12 protein-coding genes are annotated in these 16,382 nt (G+C 51.8%); 9 read left to right on the top strand and 3 right to left on the bottom strand.

The window, feature by feature from the left end; translation table 11 throughout:
* Positions 1 to 38 precede the first annotated feature (38 nt).
* Positions 39 to 749, top strand: a complete 711-nt coding sequence (locus NSU18_RS03845; protein WP_341021828.1) for a Crp/Fnr family transcriptional regulator — start codon at positions 39 to 41, stop codon at positions 747 to 749.
* A gap of 25 nt (positions 750 to 774) precedes the next feature.
* On the opposite strand, the gene NSU18_RS03840 is transcribed toward NSU18_RS03845, so the two are convergent.
* Together NSU18_RS03840 and NSU18_RS03835 are read right to left on the bottom strand one after the other, a co-directional pair.
* Positions 775 to 2,079: a hypothetical protein gene (locus tag NSU18_RS03840; RefSeq protein ID WP_341148282.1), complete on the bottom strand. Its 1,305-nt coding sequence runs from the start codon at positions 2,077 to 2,079 to the stop codon at positions 775 to 777.
* 19 nt (positions 2,080 to 2,098) lie between these two features.
* Entirely contained in the window at positions 2,099 to 2,599 is a 501-nt protein-coding gene (locus NSU18_RS03835; RefSeq protein ID WP_341021830.1) for a TetR/AcrR family transcriptional regulator, read from the bottom strand.
* A 231-nt stretch (positions 2,600 to 2,830) separates the two neighbouring features.
* On the opposite strand from NSU18_RS03835, the gene NSU18_RS03830 reads away from it, so the two are divergent.
* The 7 genes from NSU18_RS03830 (at position 2,831) to NSU18_RS03800 (ending at position 11,118) form a co-directional block, all read left to right on the top strand.
* Positions 2,831 to 3,520: a response regulator transcription factor gene (locus NSU18_RS03830; RefSeq protein ID WP_341021832.1), complete on the top strand. Its 690-nt coding sequence runs from the start codon at positions 2,831 to 2,833 to the stop codon at positions 3,518 to 3,520.
* Positions 3,517 to 4,635 (top strand): HAMP domain-containing sensor histidine kinase, encoded by a 1,119-nt coding sequence (locus tag NSU18_RS03825; RefSeq protein WP_341148281.1) that lies wholly within the window; start codon positions 3,517 to 3,519, stop codon positions 4,633 to 4,635. The genes NSU18_RS03830 and NSU18_RS03825 overlap by 4 nt, the downstream gene beginning before the upstream one ends.
* Before the next feature lie 33 nt (positions 4,636 to 4,668).
* Positions 4,669 to 6,999, top strand: a complete 2,331-nt coding sequence (locus NSU18_RS03820; RefSeq protein WP_341148280.1) for an ABC transporter permease — start codon at positions 4,669 to 4,671, stop codon at positions 6,997 to 6,999.
* A 3-nt stretch (positions 7,000 to 7,002) separates the two neighbouring features.
* The gene (locus tag NSU18_RS03815; RefSeq protein WP_341148279.1) at positions 7,003 to 7,761 is read left to right on the top strand and encodes an ABC transporter ATP-binding protein; all 759 of its coding nucleotides are present in this window, start codon (positions 7,003 to 7,005) and stop codon (positions 7,759 to 7,761) included.
* Between the two features lie 126 nt (positions 7,762 to 7,887).
* On the top strand, positions 7,888 to 8,979 hold the full coding sequence (locus tag NSU18_RS03810) for a PRK06851 family protein (RefSeq protein ID WP_341148278.1): 1,092 nt from the start codon (positions 7,888 to 7,890) through the stop codon (positions 8,977 to 8,979).
* 211 nt (positions 8,980 to 9,190) lie between these two features.
* Entirely contained in the window at positions 9,191 to 9,961 is a 771-nt protein-coding gene (locus NSU18_RS03805) for an endonuclease/exonuclease/phosphatase family protein (protein ID WP_341148277.1), read from the top strand.
* A gap of 245 nt (positions 9,962 to 10,206) precedes the next feature.
* Complete coding sequence (locus tag NSU18_RS03800; RefSeq protein ID WP_341148276.1) at positions 10,207 to 11,118, top strand: glycerophosphodiester phosphodiesterase; 912 nt, start codon at positions 10,207 to 10,209, stop codon at positions 11,116 to 11,118.
* Between the two features lie 106 nt (positions 11,119 to 11,224).
* Here the strand turns inward: NSU18_RS03800 and NSU18_RS03795 are convergent, their stop codons facing one another.
* Positions 11,225 to 12,400 (bottom strand): serine hydrolase domain-containing protein, encoded by a 1,176-nt coding sequence (locus NSU18_RS03795; RefSeq protein WP_341148275.1) that lies wholly within the window; start codon positions 12,398 to 12,400, stop codon positions 11,225 to 11,227.
* A gap of 179 nt (positions 12,401 to 12,579) precedes the next feature.
* On the opposite strand from NSU18_RS03795, the gene NSU18_RS03790 reads away from it, so the two are divergent.
* Complete coding sequence (locus tag NSU18_RS03790; protein WP_341148274.1) at positions 12,580 to 16,095, top strand: glycosyl hydrolase 53 family protein; 3,516 nt, start codon at positions 12,580 to 12,582, stop codon at positions 16,093 to 16,095.
* The last annotated feature ends 287 nt before the right edge of the window (positions 16,096 to 16,382 follow it).

Here is a 16,382-nt window from a genome sequence, read left to right as displayed (position 1 = left end):
GCTAAGGCTTCACATTTCACATTACAGGGGGAATCGGTATGAAAGAGCATTCCTGCCAGCACGCCGCAGAACCTTGTACACGCAAGGTACCGATTTTTGCCGCGCTGACCGACGAGGATCTTACCCGGATCAGCGCGATGATTAAGCACCGCAAATTCACCAAGGGCCAGCCGCTAATTCTCGAAGGCGCGCCGTCCGATACGCTGTACATTATTCAGCAGGGACATGTGAAATTATCCAAGCTCACGCCCGAAGGGAAGGAGCAGATTTTACATATCCTGACGAACGGGGATTTCTTCGGAGAGCTCAGTATTTTCAACAGTGACGAGCTTAGCAACTTCAGTGCGTATGCGCTGAAAGACACCAATATCTGCCTGCTGACCCGCAGCGATATGGAGCAGCTAATGACCGAGAATCCCGACATCTCCCTGCGCCTGCTCTCAAGCGTAACCAAACGCCTCGCCCACACCGAGAATCTGGCGCAGAGTCTGGCCACCAAGGACCCGGAAATCCGGATCGCTTATATGATTATGGAGCTGAGTGAGAAATACGGCAAGCCGCGCGGCGGACGCGTTCATATCGACCTGCCGCTGTCCCGCGAAGAGCTGGCCAGTTATGTCGGAGTGACCCGGGAGACGATCAGCAGGAAGTTCTCCCGCTTCGAGGACTCCGGCCTGATCAAGCTGATCGGCAACAAGCAGATGGTCGTCATGGACCCGTCGGGTGTGGAGAAATATATGGGCCTTTAATCGATATAGAAGAGCGGCATTCCTGTCATTTCATGATGGGGATGCCGTTTTCATTGTGAGGGAATGTTAATTCCCGCAGAGATGATTCCCAAAAATCCTTCTCCTCAGACAACAGATCGTTGCCTGCCACATGTAATGAAAGGGTTAGCCGGTCCTCAAAGGTACAGATGCCAACGATCCGCCTTGCATTTGGGACAAGAGGGGGTACGAAGTTGACTGCGGTCAAGCTATATTTGCCTTGTGATTTGTGTATATCTAGTGTAGTCAGGTTGGTGATGCTGATGCTCTTGGGCTTTACTCCATAGCCGAACAGGTTCGAAACGGTGTGAGCCGCTTTGTTCACGTAGCCACCATAGGCAGAGAAATAGGCAGCATCAATCAGTGTCGGTGATACTTCATTCATGAACTGAAGCAAGAAGAACTTCGCTTTATGATTATTTAATTTCTTATAAATTCGTTTATGTACCTTATGGGCGTTCGCCCCAAAATCGTGAGTCTTGTTATAACGGTACCGGATTGAAATTCCTGTGGCGTAATTACCCATTCCCCGATAGTTTTTTGGACGAACACTAACCGCCAGGCCGATGTCAGAGTGACCTTGAGCCGATTTAGCGAAGGCTGTCGTAAGCAAACTGTTAATGGTAATTCCCTGGCGTTTGGCGGTTTCTTTCAAAGCGGATAACTGCGATTCATTAAGCTCCTTACAATAAATTTTAGTTGTTCGGCTACTCCAATAGCTCTGATACATCTCCTGATATTCTGTATAATTAAATGCCTTTCCAGTTGAATTCCATTTACGGTTAAGCCCGTGAAGAATGATGCGCATCCACGGGGGTAGTTTGGAACGAGGAGGAACCGTCTTTGGATCAAAAAGCTGCAGCCGCTTATAAATCAGCTCATCTCCATTTAACGCGTGTAGAACGTCATTCAGTAAATAGGAGACTGCCAGGCCATCGCCTGTCAGATGGTGAGCGAGAATCAGCAATTGGAAGCTGTCCTGTTGCCGCTTAACAAAGAAACGGATCAGTTCGCCGTTAGCCCAATCAAAAGCAATCGTTTCCTGATCCTGCACAACTGCCTTCCAATCACGGTCAAACGGCTCGATATGAATCCGCGGCTGCTCTATTTTTTCATAAAAGGCTTCTCCTTGCTCGTCGAATGTTATTTTACAGCTTAAAATTTCATGATTGGATACTGCTGCGGCAATGGCCGCACCTAGATCATGATCGGAGACATCCCCCTGAATGACTCCTAACATTGCAATGGTAATGCTGGGTGAGAATATATGAGTGCGTTCCTTTTGTATGCGTAAGGGTGTGTAAGTGTTCATCGGTAACCTCCTCCCCAATTTATTGATCACTTCTCTTAAAAGAATCGTACGCCTTCACAATCATTCCTTTAACGGTATCCCATGGCAATGGAAGTGTATTGTAGGCCATCATCATAACAATGCCGTGAGCATAAATGATCATGTTCAAGTCGATTCCGCTCTCCTTGGGCATAAACGGCTGATCAGCTTCTCTGTTCCCCCCGCCGGAGGCGAAAATAAGCTGGAACAGATATTTTTCCGTATTGGCAAATTGGACATATCCCAGGATACGTGACAACTCAGCAGGTAAATCCGCATCCCCGTTCATGGAAATAAACTTCATCATCCACTCTTGGGCTTTGTGGGTGAGAGCAAGCTTAAGGCCATTCATGTCGGTGAAGGACTGATAGATCGGTTGTGTGGAACAGTTGAGCGCTTGGGCAAGCTTCCTAGCGGTAATGGATTCATAGCCCTCTTGACGTACCATTTCAAAGGCTTTTTCTACAATCTGAATAGCTGTGATTTGCTTTTTTGGCGGCATCGTACACCTCATATTTTCAATAACATCGTTATATAACAACGTTATTTTACAACTCAAGGAATAAAATGTCAATGGGGCAGGTGAGTTTTGACCGAACCTCTATAAACTGCTTAGACAGCCGCTTCGTATGATAAATCTTAAGGCAATGTTAAGGTAACCCGTGTTTAACTGAAAGGTAGAGCCAACATAATGGACTTACAGCCCTGCGGGATGGGCAGGAGGAGAGGTGAAATGATGAACCAAACAATTCTGATAGTGGATGATGAGAAGGAGATCCGGGAGCTCCTGCGCCTGTATGTTGAAAAGGATGGATATACCGTGATTCAGGCCGGTAACGGCCGGGAAGCATTGAAGCAGGCGGCCGCTGCACGGATTGATCTGGCTGTCATCGACATCATGATGCCGGAGCTTGATGGCTATCAGTTAATTAAGGGCCTGAGAGAGTACAGCAATCTGCCTATTATCGTCGTTAGTGCCAAGACGGAGAATCACGAGAAAATTCTGGGGCTTGACCTTGGCGCGGATGATTATGTGACTAAGCCGTTTGACCCTTTGGAGGTGCTTGCGCGGATTAAAGCCCAATTACGCCGCAGTAGCGGAGTTGAAGCGGATTCCGCAGCGGATAAGCTGATGGCAGGGGAGCTCTGCCTGGATATATCTGTTTGCAGTCTAAGCTGGGGGAGCACCGCGATCCACCTTACCGCAACAGAATTTAACATCTTGAAGCTGTTTATGCAAAGCCCAGGGCGCGTATATACCAAACAGCAGTTGTATGAAGCGGCCTGGCAGGAGACGGCTATCGTGGATGATAATACGGTGATGGTGGCCATCAGCAAGCTGCGCGCCAAGCTTCCCGGCGGCTGCGGGGTGTCCATTGGAACCGTTCGGGGATTAGGGTACCGGCTGGAGGTTCAGCCGTGAAGAACAAGCGCAGCTTCAGAGGAGTCATCATGCGCAGATTCATAGGCTACACCTTCGGCATTGCGCTGACGCTGCTGGTCCTGGAGTTATTGTTCGGTCTGTTGACATGGAAGAACGGGATGAACTTCGCGGAGCTGGCCTCTTCCCCGCTGGCTAAGGGAACGGAGTCGCTTCAGGTCACGCTGTCCGTAATCTGGATTCTTATTACAGCCGCCGTTTATGTTATCGGGATTGCCTTGTTCGGGCGCGGGATCAACAGGAAGCTTATGGAGCCCGTAAGGAAGATGGAAGAAGGGTTCAAGGCGGTGACCTCGGGCGATATGGAGATCAAGCTGGATTTTGAGACCGAAACAGAATTTGGAGAAATGCGGGATGCGTTCAACTATATGGCCCGGAGGCTGAAGGATGCAGAAGAACAGAGGAAGAGCATAGAGAGTGAACGGATGCAGCTGTTCTCGCACATAGCCCATGACCTGCGGACTCCTATGACAACAATCTCCGGCTATGCAGGGGCTTTGGCAGGAGGGTTGGTTGAGGAACCGGACAAACAGCGGGAATACCATCTGGCGATCCAAGCGAAATCGGGGCAGATGAACCAATTGATAGACCAGCTGCTGGCCTATTCCAAGCTGGGTGCACCTGAATACAAGCTGAAGCTGGCGAAGGTTGATCTTGTGGAGTTGCTTCGAGTATCTTGCGCTGCTCTGTTTGGTGAAATCGAAAGTAAGCAGTTGAGCTTAGAGCTGCAATTACCGGGCCAGCCCGTGTTTTACATGTCAGACCCGCTGGAAATAAGCCGGGCCATCAACAATCTGCTGACCAATGCAATCCGTCATAACCCGTCAGGCAGCCTGCTATATGTGGGATTAACGGATGAATCTGGCCGGATTGCAATCCATATTGCCGATAATGGAGCAATGATTCCGGAGTCTATCGCCGGCAATCTGTTCGAGCCGTTTGTATCCGGCAGCGCTTCAAGAAGTGCGAGCAGCGGAACCGGGCTCGGGCTGGCTATTGTGCACAAGGTGATGGAACGGCATTCCGGCGGGGTTAGTGTATTGAACGCAGCTTCACCTTATACGAAGGAGTTTGTCCTCGATTTTCCCAAAAAATAAATCTGTAAGGACACAAATAGACGGAGGAGTGACATGTATCTTCAAATGATCAATAACGATCTGCGCAAAAGCAAGCTGATTACCGCCACGATTATGGTATTCATCCTCGTTGCCGCCATGCTGACCTCGCTCGCCGCATCGCTGACCGTGAATCTGTCCGGCGCGATTGATAACATGCTTCGATCTTCGAAGGCGCTCCACTTCATGCAAATGCATACTGGCAAGGTTGATATGAATCAATTGCGGCACTTCGCGGAGACGAATGGAAGTGTTGAGGAATATCAGGTGCTGGAGTTCCTCAATATCGAGGGTGCAGAGATTGTGATCGGGGATGATACGCTTGCCGGAAGCATACAGGACAACGGCCTTTCCGTACAGGGTGAGAAATTCGACTACCTGCTGGACTTAAACGGTAAGGTGATTCATCCGGCTGACGGTGAAATCTATGTCCCTGTCTATTACAGGCAGGAAGGGAAGGCAGTACTTGGAGATACAGTGAAGATCCATGGTATTTCCTTCCATGTTGCGGGGTTTTTGCGGGATTCGACCATGAATGCGGCGCTTGTAAGCTCCAAAAGGTTCCTTGTGAGCCCGGCGGATTTCGAGCGGGTCCGTGAGTTCGGACAGTTGGAGCACCTGATTGAATTCCGGCTACTGGATGGGGTTAACTATCCGGCATTTGAGGCTGCTTATCTGGATGCTGGACTCCCGGCCAACGGTCCGCCTGCGATCACGTACAATCAGGTGAAGATGATCAACGGCATTACGGATGGCATTATGATTGCTGTGCTGGTACTGATTGGCATACTGGTCATCATCGTGGCGTTCTTGTGCATTCGCTTTACGCTACTGGCAACGATTGAAGAGGATTATAAGGAAATAGGCGTAATGAAGGCCATCGGGATACGGGTATCACAGATTAAGAAGCTGTACCTTGCGAAATATGGTGCGATTACGGGTGCAGCTTGTGTGCTGGGCTTTCTGGCCTCTTTGCCGCTCCAAATGCCTTTTATGCAAAATATACGTCTGTACATGGGCGATAGCGGGAGCCGGTTCCCCGGATTACTCTGCGGGCTTGCAGGCGCAGTGCTCATCTGCGTGGTGGTCATGCTATATGTGAATGGTGTGCTGCAGCGCTTCCGTAACATCTCCCCGGCGCAGGCGGTGAGGTTCGGTACTTCGCGCGAATCCTCGGCACCGGCCAGAGGCTTCCGGCTGAGTCACAACAGACTGTTCACCCGAAATATCTTTATAGGCGTCAAGGATGTGCTATCCCGCAAGAAGCTGTATGTCACCATGACGATAGTGCTGGTGATCTCTTCATTCATTATGATTGTGCCGTATAATATCAGCCGTACAATCTCTGCCCCAAGCTTCATCACCAATATGGGGATGGGCATCAGCGATGTGAATATCGGAGTGCTGCGGACACGGGTGGAGGATGTTCAGGGGAAGGCACAGGAGGTTGCAGCCCGGCTGGATGAAGATCAGAATGTTGAGAAATATGCATTATTCACCAGCCGGATGCTAGAGAGAAGAACAGATGAAGGAACGCTGGAGAAGCTGCGGGTGACCTTTGGGGACTATTCCGCTTTTCCTATTACGTATTCCAAAGGCCGTGCGCCGCAAGCGGAAGCAGAGATCGCCCTCTCGGTACTGAATGCGGAAGACCTCGAACAGAATATTGGGGATGAGCTCATCGTAAGGGTTGACGGCATGGAAAAGCACCTGAAGGTGTGCGGGATTTACTCCGATGTCACGAACGGCGGGCGTACAGCACAGGCTAATTTCAACATGAATAACGGGGAGATTCTAAGCGTGGGGGTTGCGGTTACGTTCCGGGACCGTCAGAGTGTTCAGGCAGCCATATCACAGTACCGGGAACAATTCCCCTCAGCCAAAATTACCGGCATCGACGAGACCATCGGGCAGATGCTCGGTCCTATGCGTAAGTCTATACAAAAGGCATCAATAGTCTCTACTCTGGCAACCGTCCTGCTCACACTTCTGGTAACAACGTTATTTATGAATATGTTGGTGATGAAGGATCGTTATCCCATTGCGATAATGAAAGCTATCGGCTTCACCAGCAGGGATATTCGCAGGCAGTATCTTTCGCGTTCCATCACCGTGCTGGTGGCTGGTGTCATCACTGGTACGCTTTTGGCAAATACGCTGGGAGAGCTTGTGGGGGTGGCCATCGTGTCTTCCTTCGGCGCAGCAGCCTTTCAGTTCGCGGTAGACCCGTGGTTTGTCTATTTCATTTCGCCTCTGCTAATTGCAGGCTGTGTCGTTGCCGCTGCCAGGTTAGGGATTTCGGGCATCCAGGCCTTACCAATTGCCGGGCATATCAAGGAGGATTAACAGATGAGCAGCATTATTACAGGTACCCATATCGTGAAAACGTACGGCAAGGGTATAGAAAAGGCGACAGTGTTGAATGGAGTAGACGTAGATATAACAGAAGGTGAATTTGTTGCTGTAATGGGACCGTCAGGCTCAGGCAAAACGACATTGATGTTCGCGCTCAGCGGCATGGATGAGATTACAGAGGGATCGGTCAAATTTGGCGATACAGAATTATCCGGTCTCCGGGAAAATAGGCTTGCGGATCTTCGCCGTACCCGGATGGGGTTTATCTTTCAGCAGCCTACAATGCTGATGAACCTGAATCTGCTGGATAATATCATGCTTCCCGCCGCGCAGGATGGCAAGAGGAATACAGCGGAACTCGTGCAAAAAGCGGCACACCTGATGATCCAGACAGGCATTGCCGGTCTGGAAAACAGGCGTACCACGGAGGTATCCGGTGGCCAGCTCCAGCGGGCCGGAATCTGCCGCGCGCTGATCAACACCCCGGAGATCCTATTTGCCGATGAGCCAACCGGTGCGCTGAACTCAAAGACCGCAGAGGAAATCATGGAATTGCTGGTGGCCATCAATCAAGCGGGCACAGCCATAATGCTTGTGACCCATGACACGAGAGTCGCCGCCAGGGCGGAGCGGGTACTGTTCATGAGGGACGGGAGCATCGTCTCCGAACTGGTGCTGCCAAAGTTCAGCGGCGGGGATCTGGTGGCCAGAGGGGAGAAGGTGCTTGCCCGGATGGCGGCTGCGGGCATTTAGTTTAGCAGCTTCACGCGGAATCAAGTGGAAACGGCATTTCTCATCGCTGCCGGAACCTTACAAATACCTGACGCATATTGTATGGTTATAAGCCTATCAGGCGGCAACAGGAAAGGAAGTGGATGTATGGCTGCGGGAATTTTAAGATATTTTGCCGACGGGAATACGGCACTTGGCTTCTACAGTTTGTTCGAATCAAATCTTCAAGGACTCCGGAGGATATTCATCTTGAAAGGCGGACCCGGTACCGGCAAATCCTCGCTGATGAAAGCAATCGGCACAGAATGGGCAGAGCGGGGTTATCAAATTGAGCTGATCCATTGTTCATCCGATAAGGATTCTATTGACGGGGTCATTATTCCCGCGCTTGGCGTGGGCATTGTTGACGGGACTGCGCCCCATGTGATCGAGCCTAAGGCTCCCGGAGTAATTGAGGAATACGTGAACCTGGGGGAAGCACGGGACTCGGCAGCGCTTATCGGCCAAAGGGGGATCATTGAGGAGCTGAACCGGAAGACCGCGGATGCCTATGCGGCAGCGTACAGCAGATTTGCGGAGGCCCTGAACATTCATGACGAATGGGAAAAGATCTACTTTGAGCATATGGACTTCGGCCAGGCGGATCAACTAACGGCCTTAATGCTGGAACAGTTGTTTGGCGAAGCGAATCTTCAGAAGAGTGCTGAAGTGAAGCACCGGTTTCTGGGCGCAGCAACGCCGGCAGGATCGGTTGACTTTGTGCCTAATTTGACCGAAGGGCTGTCCAGACGCTTCTTCCTCAAAGGCCGGGCCGGAACCGGCAAATCAACCATCCTCCGCAAAATCGCCGCTGAGGCGGAGAAGAGGGGCTTTGATACGGAAATCTATCATTGCGGATTTGATCCCCACAGTCTGGATATGGTTATTGTGCGTGAGCTTGATTTTGCGATATTTGACAGCACCAGCCCGCATGAATATTACCCGGAGCGGGCAGGAGACGTAATCATCGATACCTATGAAGCTGTTGTTGCACCTGGAACGGATGAGCGCCTCGCCGGTCCGCTAGAGGAAATAAGCGCACAATATAAGGCCACAATGAAAACAGCAATAGCTGCGTTGGCAAAGGCCAAGTTGCACCGGGATGAATTAAAGGGAATATATATCGCAGCAATGGATTTTAGCGTGGCGGATGCGGCCAGAAACCGGATTTCTGCTGAACTGGCAAGTATGCTGGCTTAGCAGGTACTATGCTCTGAACCAGCCTTGGGGCTTACTCAGCGGAGGTATTCGCCTTCCGTAGAGTAAGCCTTTTTTGGCTTATATAGGGTGTATAGGATGCGGTGTCTCCTGTCCGGAACACCAGTTGCGCAGTGTCGCGAAGAATAATAGACTTTAATAGGTAACAGTGTTAGAAGTTATAACCACTACAAGTATGGAGGAGAGAACAGCGATGAGTACTTACGAAATGGCTTCCTTTAATATCCGCCTGGACACTACGGCAGATGGAGAGAACAGCTGGGAGTTCCGCAAGGAGCATATGCTGCGCATGATCCGGCATTACCGCTGGGACGTCTTCGGACTGCAGGAGGCGCGGGGCAATCAGCTGAGGGATTTGGCAGCACTTGAGGATTATGAGGTGGAGGGCATCAGCCGTGATCATGATCCTGAAGGCGAACACTGCCCGGTCTTTTATAACAAGTCCGTATTCACCAAGGAAGACGGAGGCACCTTCTGGCTATCGGAGACGCCGGAGGTTCCGTCCAAGTCCTGGGGTGCTGACTACAACCGGATCTGCACCTGGGTGAGACTGCAGGATACAAGAAACGGGAATCGGATTCACTTTGTGAATACCCATCTGGACCATATCAGTGAGGACGCCAGATACCGCGGTGCGCGGATGATTCTGGACTGGATTCGTAATCAAAGCGGGAATCTCCCGGTTGTATTGACAGGGGATTTCAATGCCATACCGGACGAACGTTGCTACCGGGAGATTATAGCACATCTGACCGATACCCGCAGAGCAGTTGATGCACACTATGGTCCCTGGGGTACATTCACCGGTTTCCGCTACGATATTCCGTGGGATGAGCTTCAGGAGATCGATTATATTTTTACGGACAAGCAGGTGAAGGTGCTGAAGACCCGGACGGTAACCGACAGCTTCGACCGGAAATACCCTTCGGATCATTATCCTGTTACAGCAACTCTGGTAATCTAACGGGGCGAAACTCAGCGAATTGGCTTGGGCTCTGGCAGAGCCTATTCCCGTAACACAAAGAAACCGGACCTCAAGGGGGCTGGTTTCTTTGCGCTGCATGGAGATATGGAGACAGTGGATTGTTTAGGCGATAAATGTCTGATACGATAAATAAGCTTCAAGATGGAAGTCCAAACACTCTCAGGAGTCACGGTTATCCCATTCTGAATAGAGTATCTTATTATCACACAAATGGGGACAACAGCATGATGAAGATGTTCAGACATAAGGGTTATTTTATCGGAGTCCATATTGTATTGTGTATTTCCTTGTTCTCCACCCTGTACGCGTATTCTCCGGTCATCCGGGTGAAAGTGAAGGAGATCATTGAACCGGCAGACAAAGTCTATACGATTGCCCACCGCGGCGCGTCCGGTTATGCTCCTGAGAACACGCTTGCCGCCTTCGAGCTGGCGCGTGAGATGAATGCCGACTCGATTGAGCTCGATATCCATCTGACCAAGGACCTGATTCCGGTCGTGATTCATGACGAGACGGTTAACCGTACCACCAGCGGCAAAGGCTATGTGAAGAATATGACCCTGGAGCAGATCAAGCAGCTCGATGCAGGCTCATGGTTCAATCAGGCTTACCCGATGTTCGCCAGAGATCTCTATATTGGACTTACCGTCCCTACTCTTGAGGAAGTATTCGAGATGTTCGGCAAGGACATGAGCTATGTGATCGAGATCAAGGAGCCTGCCCCGAAGTTCGGGATCGAAGCGATCCTGAATGAAACGATTCTGAAATATGATCTCGCCAAAAGGGTATCCGTACACTCCTTCAGCGCAGCCAGTCTGCGGAAGCTTCATGCGATCAACCCGGATATCCCGCTATATCAGCTGGTATGGAATGATTATGCGGCTACAAGGGTGACTCAGTCCTATCTGGATACCGTGAAGACTTATGCCGTAGGCATCAGTCCCAATTTCCAGGGAATTAGTGCTGCTTATGTAGCGCAGGTGAAGAGGGCCGGGCTGAAGATCATCCCGTACACGGTGAACTACCAGCTCAATATGGATAAAGCCTACTCCTGGGGAGTAGACGGAGTGCACACCAATTATCCCGACCGCTTCCTTGAAGTGATTGCTGCCAACAGGGCGAAAGGCAAATGGTAGGGGTGGAGTGGGAACACAGAGCCGCTCATTTACTATAAAAAGTCCAGAAAAAGAGTCCAGTTCTTGTCCGGGTAGCCGGACAAAGACTGGACCCTTATCGTTGTGCCTATAATGCGCTTAATACGATATTCCGCAGCTTACGTGTAATGGGCAGGGTACCGGAGTCCTTTCTCTGGATCATGAACAGGAGGGTCAGGCGTTCCAGCGGACAATTGGCAAAATAAGCTCCCAGCCAGCCGTCCCAGCCGTATTCTCCCAGGCTGCCGAGTCCTCCGGCTTGATCCGGATTGGTCAGGACGCGCATCTGATTGCCGTAGCTGTAGCCTTGCAGCGAATGCCAGGGGTTGAAGCCTTGCTGCTGCCAGCTGGTCAAGCTGGCCGAGGTCATAAACTGAACGGTGCGGGGCTTCAGCAGCTGCACCTCGTTCAAGCTGCCCTGATTCATCAGCATAGTGGTGAATTTGGCAGCATCCTCAATGGTCGAGACCAGTCCGGCTCCGCCTGCTTCATAAGCTGCCTCCCGGTCCATATGATGGTTAACGCCCAGGGGACTCTCCGAGAACGGTGTCAATCCGCCCTCGCCATCATCCTGGTAGACAGTGGCCAGCCGCTCTCGCTTGTCTTCGGGCAGCCAAAAGCCGGTATCGTTCATTTGCAGCGGACCGAAGATCTCCTGTTGCAGGAATTCTCCGTACCGCATGCCGCTGACAACTTCAACCAATGCACCTAGTACATCCGCAGAGGTTCCATACTGCCAGGAGGATCCCGGCTCGAAGGCCAGCGGACCCTCACCCAGCCGGTTAGCGAATTCCAGGGTGCTCATCGGGTTCGTGCCAAGCAGGCGGCTGTTCAGCTCCTGGTACAACAACTCCGTATACTGACCTGCCAAGCCTTCTCCGCCGTAGACCAGGCCGGAGGTCATGTTCAGCAAGTCATTAATATCAACCTCACGAGTTACGGGCACAAGCTCGCCGTTCTTTTCCGCCTTCTGATTCTTGAATCCGGGTATGTACTGGCTGACCGGATCGAACAGGTCGATCTCCCCACGCTCCAGAAGCAGCATAACGGCTGCGGCAGTAACCGGCTTCGTCATCGAGTAGAGGCGGAAGATCGAATCCCTGGACATTTTACGGCCAGCTTCAATATCGGCAAAACCGTCTTCGTGATACCAGCTTTCATGTCCGTCCTGAATCACCATGAAGTTCGCACCGGCAATTTCCTTATTGGCAATGCTTGCGCTTATCGCTTTGGTGATTAGACGGGTAGTGTTTAAATCCAGCATCTCTAGGTCTCCTTTGGTTATATTTCACATAGAAAATATTATACGTCTTTCAGAGTGAAATGTAAGCGCATTTCAGCGAAAAAATTGAATAAGTATAGGTTTTCGTTGCTTTGCTTAATTCAATGTTACCTTTCTGGTCATCTATACTTACAGGGAGACTATCACAGGGAGGTAATAATTTGAAACAGAGAACAAGATGGCTTGCAGCGGTTCTTACGTTTACAATGCTAATCATGTCGCTGACTGCACTTGGATTACCGGCACAAGCCGGAGCGGCTCCGATTCCGCAATCCTTCGCCAAGGGCGCAGATGTCAGCTGGCTGCCGCAAATGGAAGCTCAGGGTTACAAATTCTATAACGATCAGGGAGACGAAGCGGACCTGCTCCAGATTCTGAAGGATCACGGCATTGATTCCATACGACTCCGGGCCTTCGTCAATCCCTCCGATGATCCGATTAACGGGCATAACAGCACCGGAGAGCTGGTTCAGCTGGCCTCCCGTGTAAGCGCTCTCGGCTTCCGGGTGATGGTTGATCTGCACTACAGTGATTCCTGGGCCGATCCCGGGAAGCAGGTTACTCCGGCAGCATGGGAGAGTGATAACCTGGAGCAGCTCAAAGCACATGTCTCGGAGTATACCACCGAGGTAATGCAGGCGCTGAAGACTGCGGGGGTAACCCCCGAGTGGGTGCAGATTGGCAATGAGATTAATAACGGGATGATGCATCCGCTGGGCAGCTATAGCAATACGGCGAATCTGGTGGAATTGATCCAGTCGGGATCACATGCGGCCAAGGCTGTTTTTCCTGAGACCAAAATCATTATTCACAGAGCCAACGGAGCAGATAGCGGTGTAGATCCTTTCTATGCCGGGCTGGTCGAAGCAGGGCTTAAGGACAGCGATTATGACATCATCGGGTTATCCTATTATCCGGATTCTATCTATACTTCTTCCATTAATGAACTATCCTCCAACATGAATCTTCTGGCTGCAAAATACGGCAAGGAGGTTATGGTCGTCGAGGTTGGCGGCGATGTCAGCAAGAATGTAGATAATGTATATAACATGCTGGTTGCTGTGCAGAACGGCGTGAAGGCCGTACCTGGCGGCCAGGGAACAGGCGTGTTCTATTGGGCACCCGAGGGAGTCTATTTCGGCTATGGGCTGTCTGCCTGGAACCCGGACGGAAAGCCTTCCTTCGCGATGGATGCTTTTATTGAAGGTGCTTCTGCAATCAACCGGGTACCCGTTCAGTCGGTAAAAGTAGAGAAACAGACCGCTATCCTTGAAGTAGGCGGAACCGGCAGCGTCAAGGCAACGATCAGCCCGGGAAATGCAACCTATAAGGGGCTGACCTTCACCAGCTCTGATGAAACCATCGTTAAGGTAGACAAGTATAAAGGAACGATCTCCGGGCTTGCTGCCGGGACCTCCACCGTAACAGCGGTTACTTATGACGGCGGATTTACAGATTCAACTGAGATTACAGTCTCGCCAAGCACCAGCTTCATTCAGAATCCAGGCTTCGAGGACGGGCTGAATGGCTGGACCGTAAGCGGCGACAGCACGGCGGTCAATGTGGAGTCAGATGCCCACTCCGGTTCGGCTGCACTGCACTACTGGAGCTCAGGGGCTGCGGAATTCCAAATCTCCCAGACGGTCACCGGACTTGAGAATGGTACCTATCAGTTATCTGCTTGGGTCTCGGGTAACGGCGGGGAAGAGACGGCAGAGATCTTTGCAGGTAATCAGAAGCAGCCGTTCGTCAATACAGGCTGGCAGCATTGGAGTAATCCAACCATTGATACCGTTGAGGTTACAGATGGAACGCTGACACTAGGCGCTAATCTGAAATACGCGGGAGACAAGTGGGGGAATATTGATGACTTCAAGCTGGTCAAAAAAGCCGGAGCCGTCAGCACTAATAATCTCACGGTGAACGGCGCGAAGTCCGACTGGTATCTGAGCGGCACCAAGCCCGCTACCTTCGGAGACAGCAATGCTTCAGGCGGCTTCGATTACGGGGATGACAAGCCCATTAACTTCAGCCTTACTCATGAAATTACCGGACTGGAGCCGGGAACCTATACCTTCCAGGCCAAAATCTTCGGGGACAAGGGAGAGCCTTCTCCCGGTTCGGTGATGTATGTGATCTCCGAGGGACAGACGTATTCGGTGCCGGTTACCTATTCAGGCAGCGCCTGGCTGAAGCCCCGGACTCTGACGCTAAAGCATGTGCACATAGGGGAAGACGGCAGCGCATCGCTGGGCTTCAAAGTCATGACGGACTCAGATAATCATTACGGTTATCTGCAAGAGGTGACCTTCGTGCGTAATAGCACAACTGCACCTGAAGTTCCAAGTGAACCAAGCGAACCCAGTGAACCAAGCGAACCTGTAACACCTCCAACAACAGAGCCAGTAACACCTCCGGTTACAGAACCGGTAACACCTCCGGAAGAGAATCCTGCGCCAAGTGCGGAAGCCAGTCCGGCACCAAGTCCGGCTGTGGCACCTGGAACGGGCTCCGGTTCAGGCTGGACAGCTCCGCTGGCAACAGCACAAGCGTCAGCTGCACCGCAGGCCACACCGCAGCCGGAGATTCTGACGGTAACGGAGCCGAAGGTGAATGCCCAGAACCAGATTGTGATTCCAGTGGCCGAAGGGCAGAAGGAAGTAAGAATTCCGGCAGACGCTGCGGCGCTTAAGGGAATCGCTGCGCTGAAGGTGGAGGGCCAGACCGTGGCTATAGAAATTCCAGGTAAGGTTGTTCAGCAGCTTCAAGCGTTGGCAGGACAGCAGCTGAAGGGCTCGATGATGTCTATCGTGCTTGAGCCATCGTCCCCAGAGCAGAAGACAGCCTGGATTCTTCAAGCGGGTAAGAAGAATAAGGCTGAACTGAGAACAGCCGGAGAAATGTTCAATCTCAGTCTGTCTGTACTGAATCAGCAAGGGGTTAAGACTCCGCTGGCCTCCTTCACCGAGCCTGTCATGCTTCGTCTGAAGCTTCAGGAGAACGGGAATCGGAAGCTGGCTGGTGTGTACGCGGTAGCAGATGACGGGACGATTGAATATGTGGGGGGAACCAGCGAACAGAGCTTGATGATTGTACAGGTTCCGCAATCCGGCAAGTATGCTGTGCTTGAGTATGACAAGACCTTTGCCGATGTGGGGCAGGGGCACTGGGCCTATCAGGCGGTTCAGGAACTGGCAGCAAAGCATATCATTGCCGGCAACGGCGGGGACAGCTTCGCGCCGAAGCGGGAAGTGACCCGTGCCGAATTTGTTACGATGCTTGTACGCGCGCTTGGGCTAAAGGCGGAGGGCATGAGTTCGTTCGCTGACATAACCAGCAGCAAGTGGTATTCGGCCGATGTGGCAGCCGCTTATGAAGCGGGAATCGTGAAGGGAGATGCGGCCGGCCGGTTCGCAGCAGAAGCGCCGGTCACGCGCCAAGAGATGGCCGCGCTGCTTGTGCGAGCTTACGAGCTGCGCTCGGGAAGCCCGGCTCCGGCAGGAACACCAGCCGCTTATACCGATGCCGGAACCATCGGCGGCTGGGCGAAGGAGGCCGTGGGTGCTGCAAGTTCGCTTGGCTTCCTTGCGGGCAGCCCGGACGGGGCTTTCAAGCCCCAGGCTTATGCAACGCGCGCAGAGAGTGCGAAAGTGTTGGCCTTGCTGCTAAATCAGTAAGCCGAAGACTAAAAGCATAAGTAACAGTAGAGTAGAGCAGCGATCCTCCTGTAAAGGGGGCGCTGCTCTTTTTACTGGCATGGGATCGTGCGGTTGCGAAGGAGCAGGGCGGATATATGCGAAAAACCTACTACATTGGATCGCGGGATGGCAAACGGGCCAAATGTATGCGAAAAACCGATTAGCATTGGGCAGCGGGATGGCAAACGGGCCGAATGTATGCGAAAAACAGGCATGACAAGACAGAGACCTTGTCACCCCCAGGAATGAAAATAAGTGGGTGGCAT

Origin of the sequence: Paenibacillus sp. FSL H8-0048, from assembly GCF_038002825.1 — a bacterium.
GTDB lineage: Bacteria > Bacillota > Bacilli > Paenibacillales > Paenibacillaceae > Paenibacillus_AQ.
The sequence above is the reverse complement of the archived record's forward strand: the minus strand, read 5'-3'. Positions and strand labels throughout refer to the sequence as shown.

What these genes read in the sequence shown, in the direction of transcription:
- NSU18_RS03845 (WP_341021828.1), top strand. Translation starts at nt 39, where the DNA reads ATGAAAGAGCATTCCTGCCAGCACGCCGCAGAACCTTGTACACGCAAG.
- NSU18_RS03840 (WP_341148282.1), bottom strand. Translation starts at nt 2,079, where the DNA reads ATGAACACTTACACACCCTTACGCATACAAAAGGAACGCACTCATATA.
- NSU18_RS03835 (WP_341021830.1), bottom strand. Translation starts at nt 2,599, where the DNA reads ATGCCGCCAAAAAAGCAAATCACAGCTATTCAGATTGTAGAAAAAGCC.
- NSU18_RS03830 (WP_341021832.1), top strand. Translation starts at nt 2,831, where the DNA reads ATGATGAACCAAACAATTCTGATAGTGGATGATGAGAAGGAGATCCGG.
- NSU18_RS03820 (WP_341148280.1), top strand. Translation starts at nt 4,669, where the DNA reads ATGTATCTTCAAATGATCAATAACGATCTGCGCAAAAGCAAGCTGATT.
- NSU18_RS03815 (WP_341148279.1), top strand. Translation starts at nt 7,003, where the DNA reads ATGAGCAGCATTATTACAGGTACCCATATCGTGAAAACGTACGGCAAG.
- NSU18_RS03810 (WP_341148278.1), top strand. Translation starts at nt 7,888, where the DNA reads ATGGCTGCGGGAATTTTAAGATATTTTGCCGACGGGAATACGGCACTT.
- NSU18_RS03805 (WP_341148277.1), top strand. Translation starts at nt 9,191, where the DNA reads ATGAGTACTTACGAAATGGCTTCCTTTAATATCCGCCTGGACACTACG.
- NSU18_RS03800 (WP_341148276.1), top strand. Translation starts at nt 10,207, where the DNA reads ATGATGAAGATGTTCAGACATAAGGGTTATTTTATCGGAGTCCATATT.
- NSU18_RS03795 (WP_341148275.1), bottom strand. Translation starts at nt 12,400, where the DNA reads ATGCTGGATTTAAACACTACCCGTCTAATCACCAAAGCGATAAGCGCA.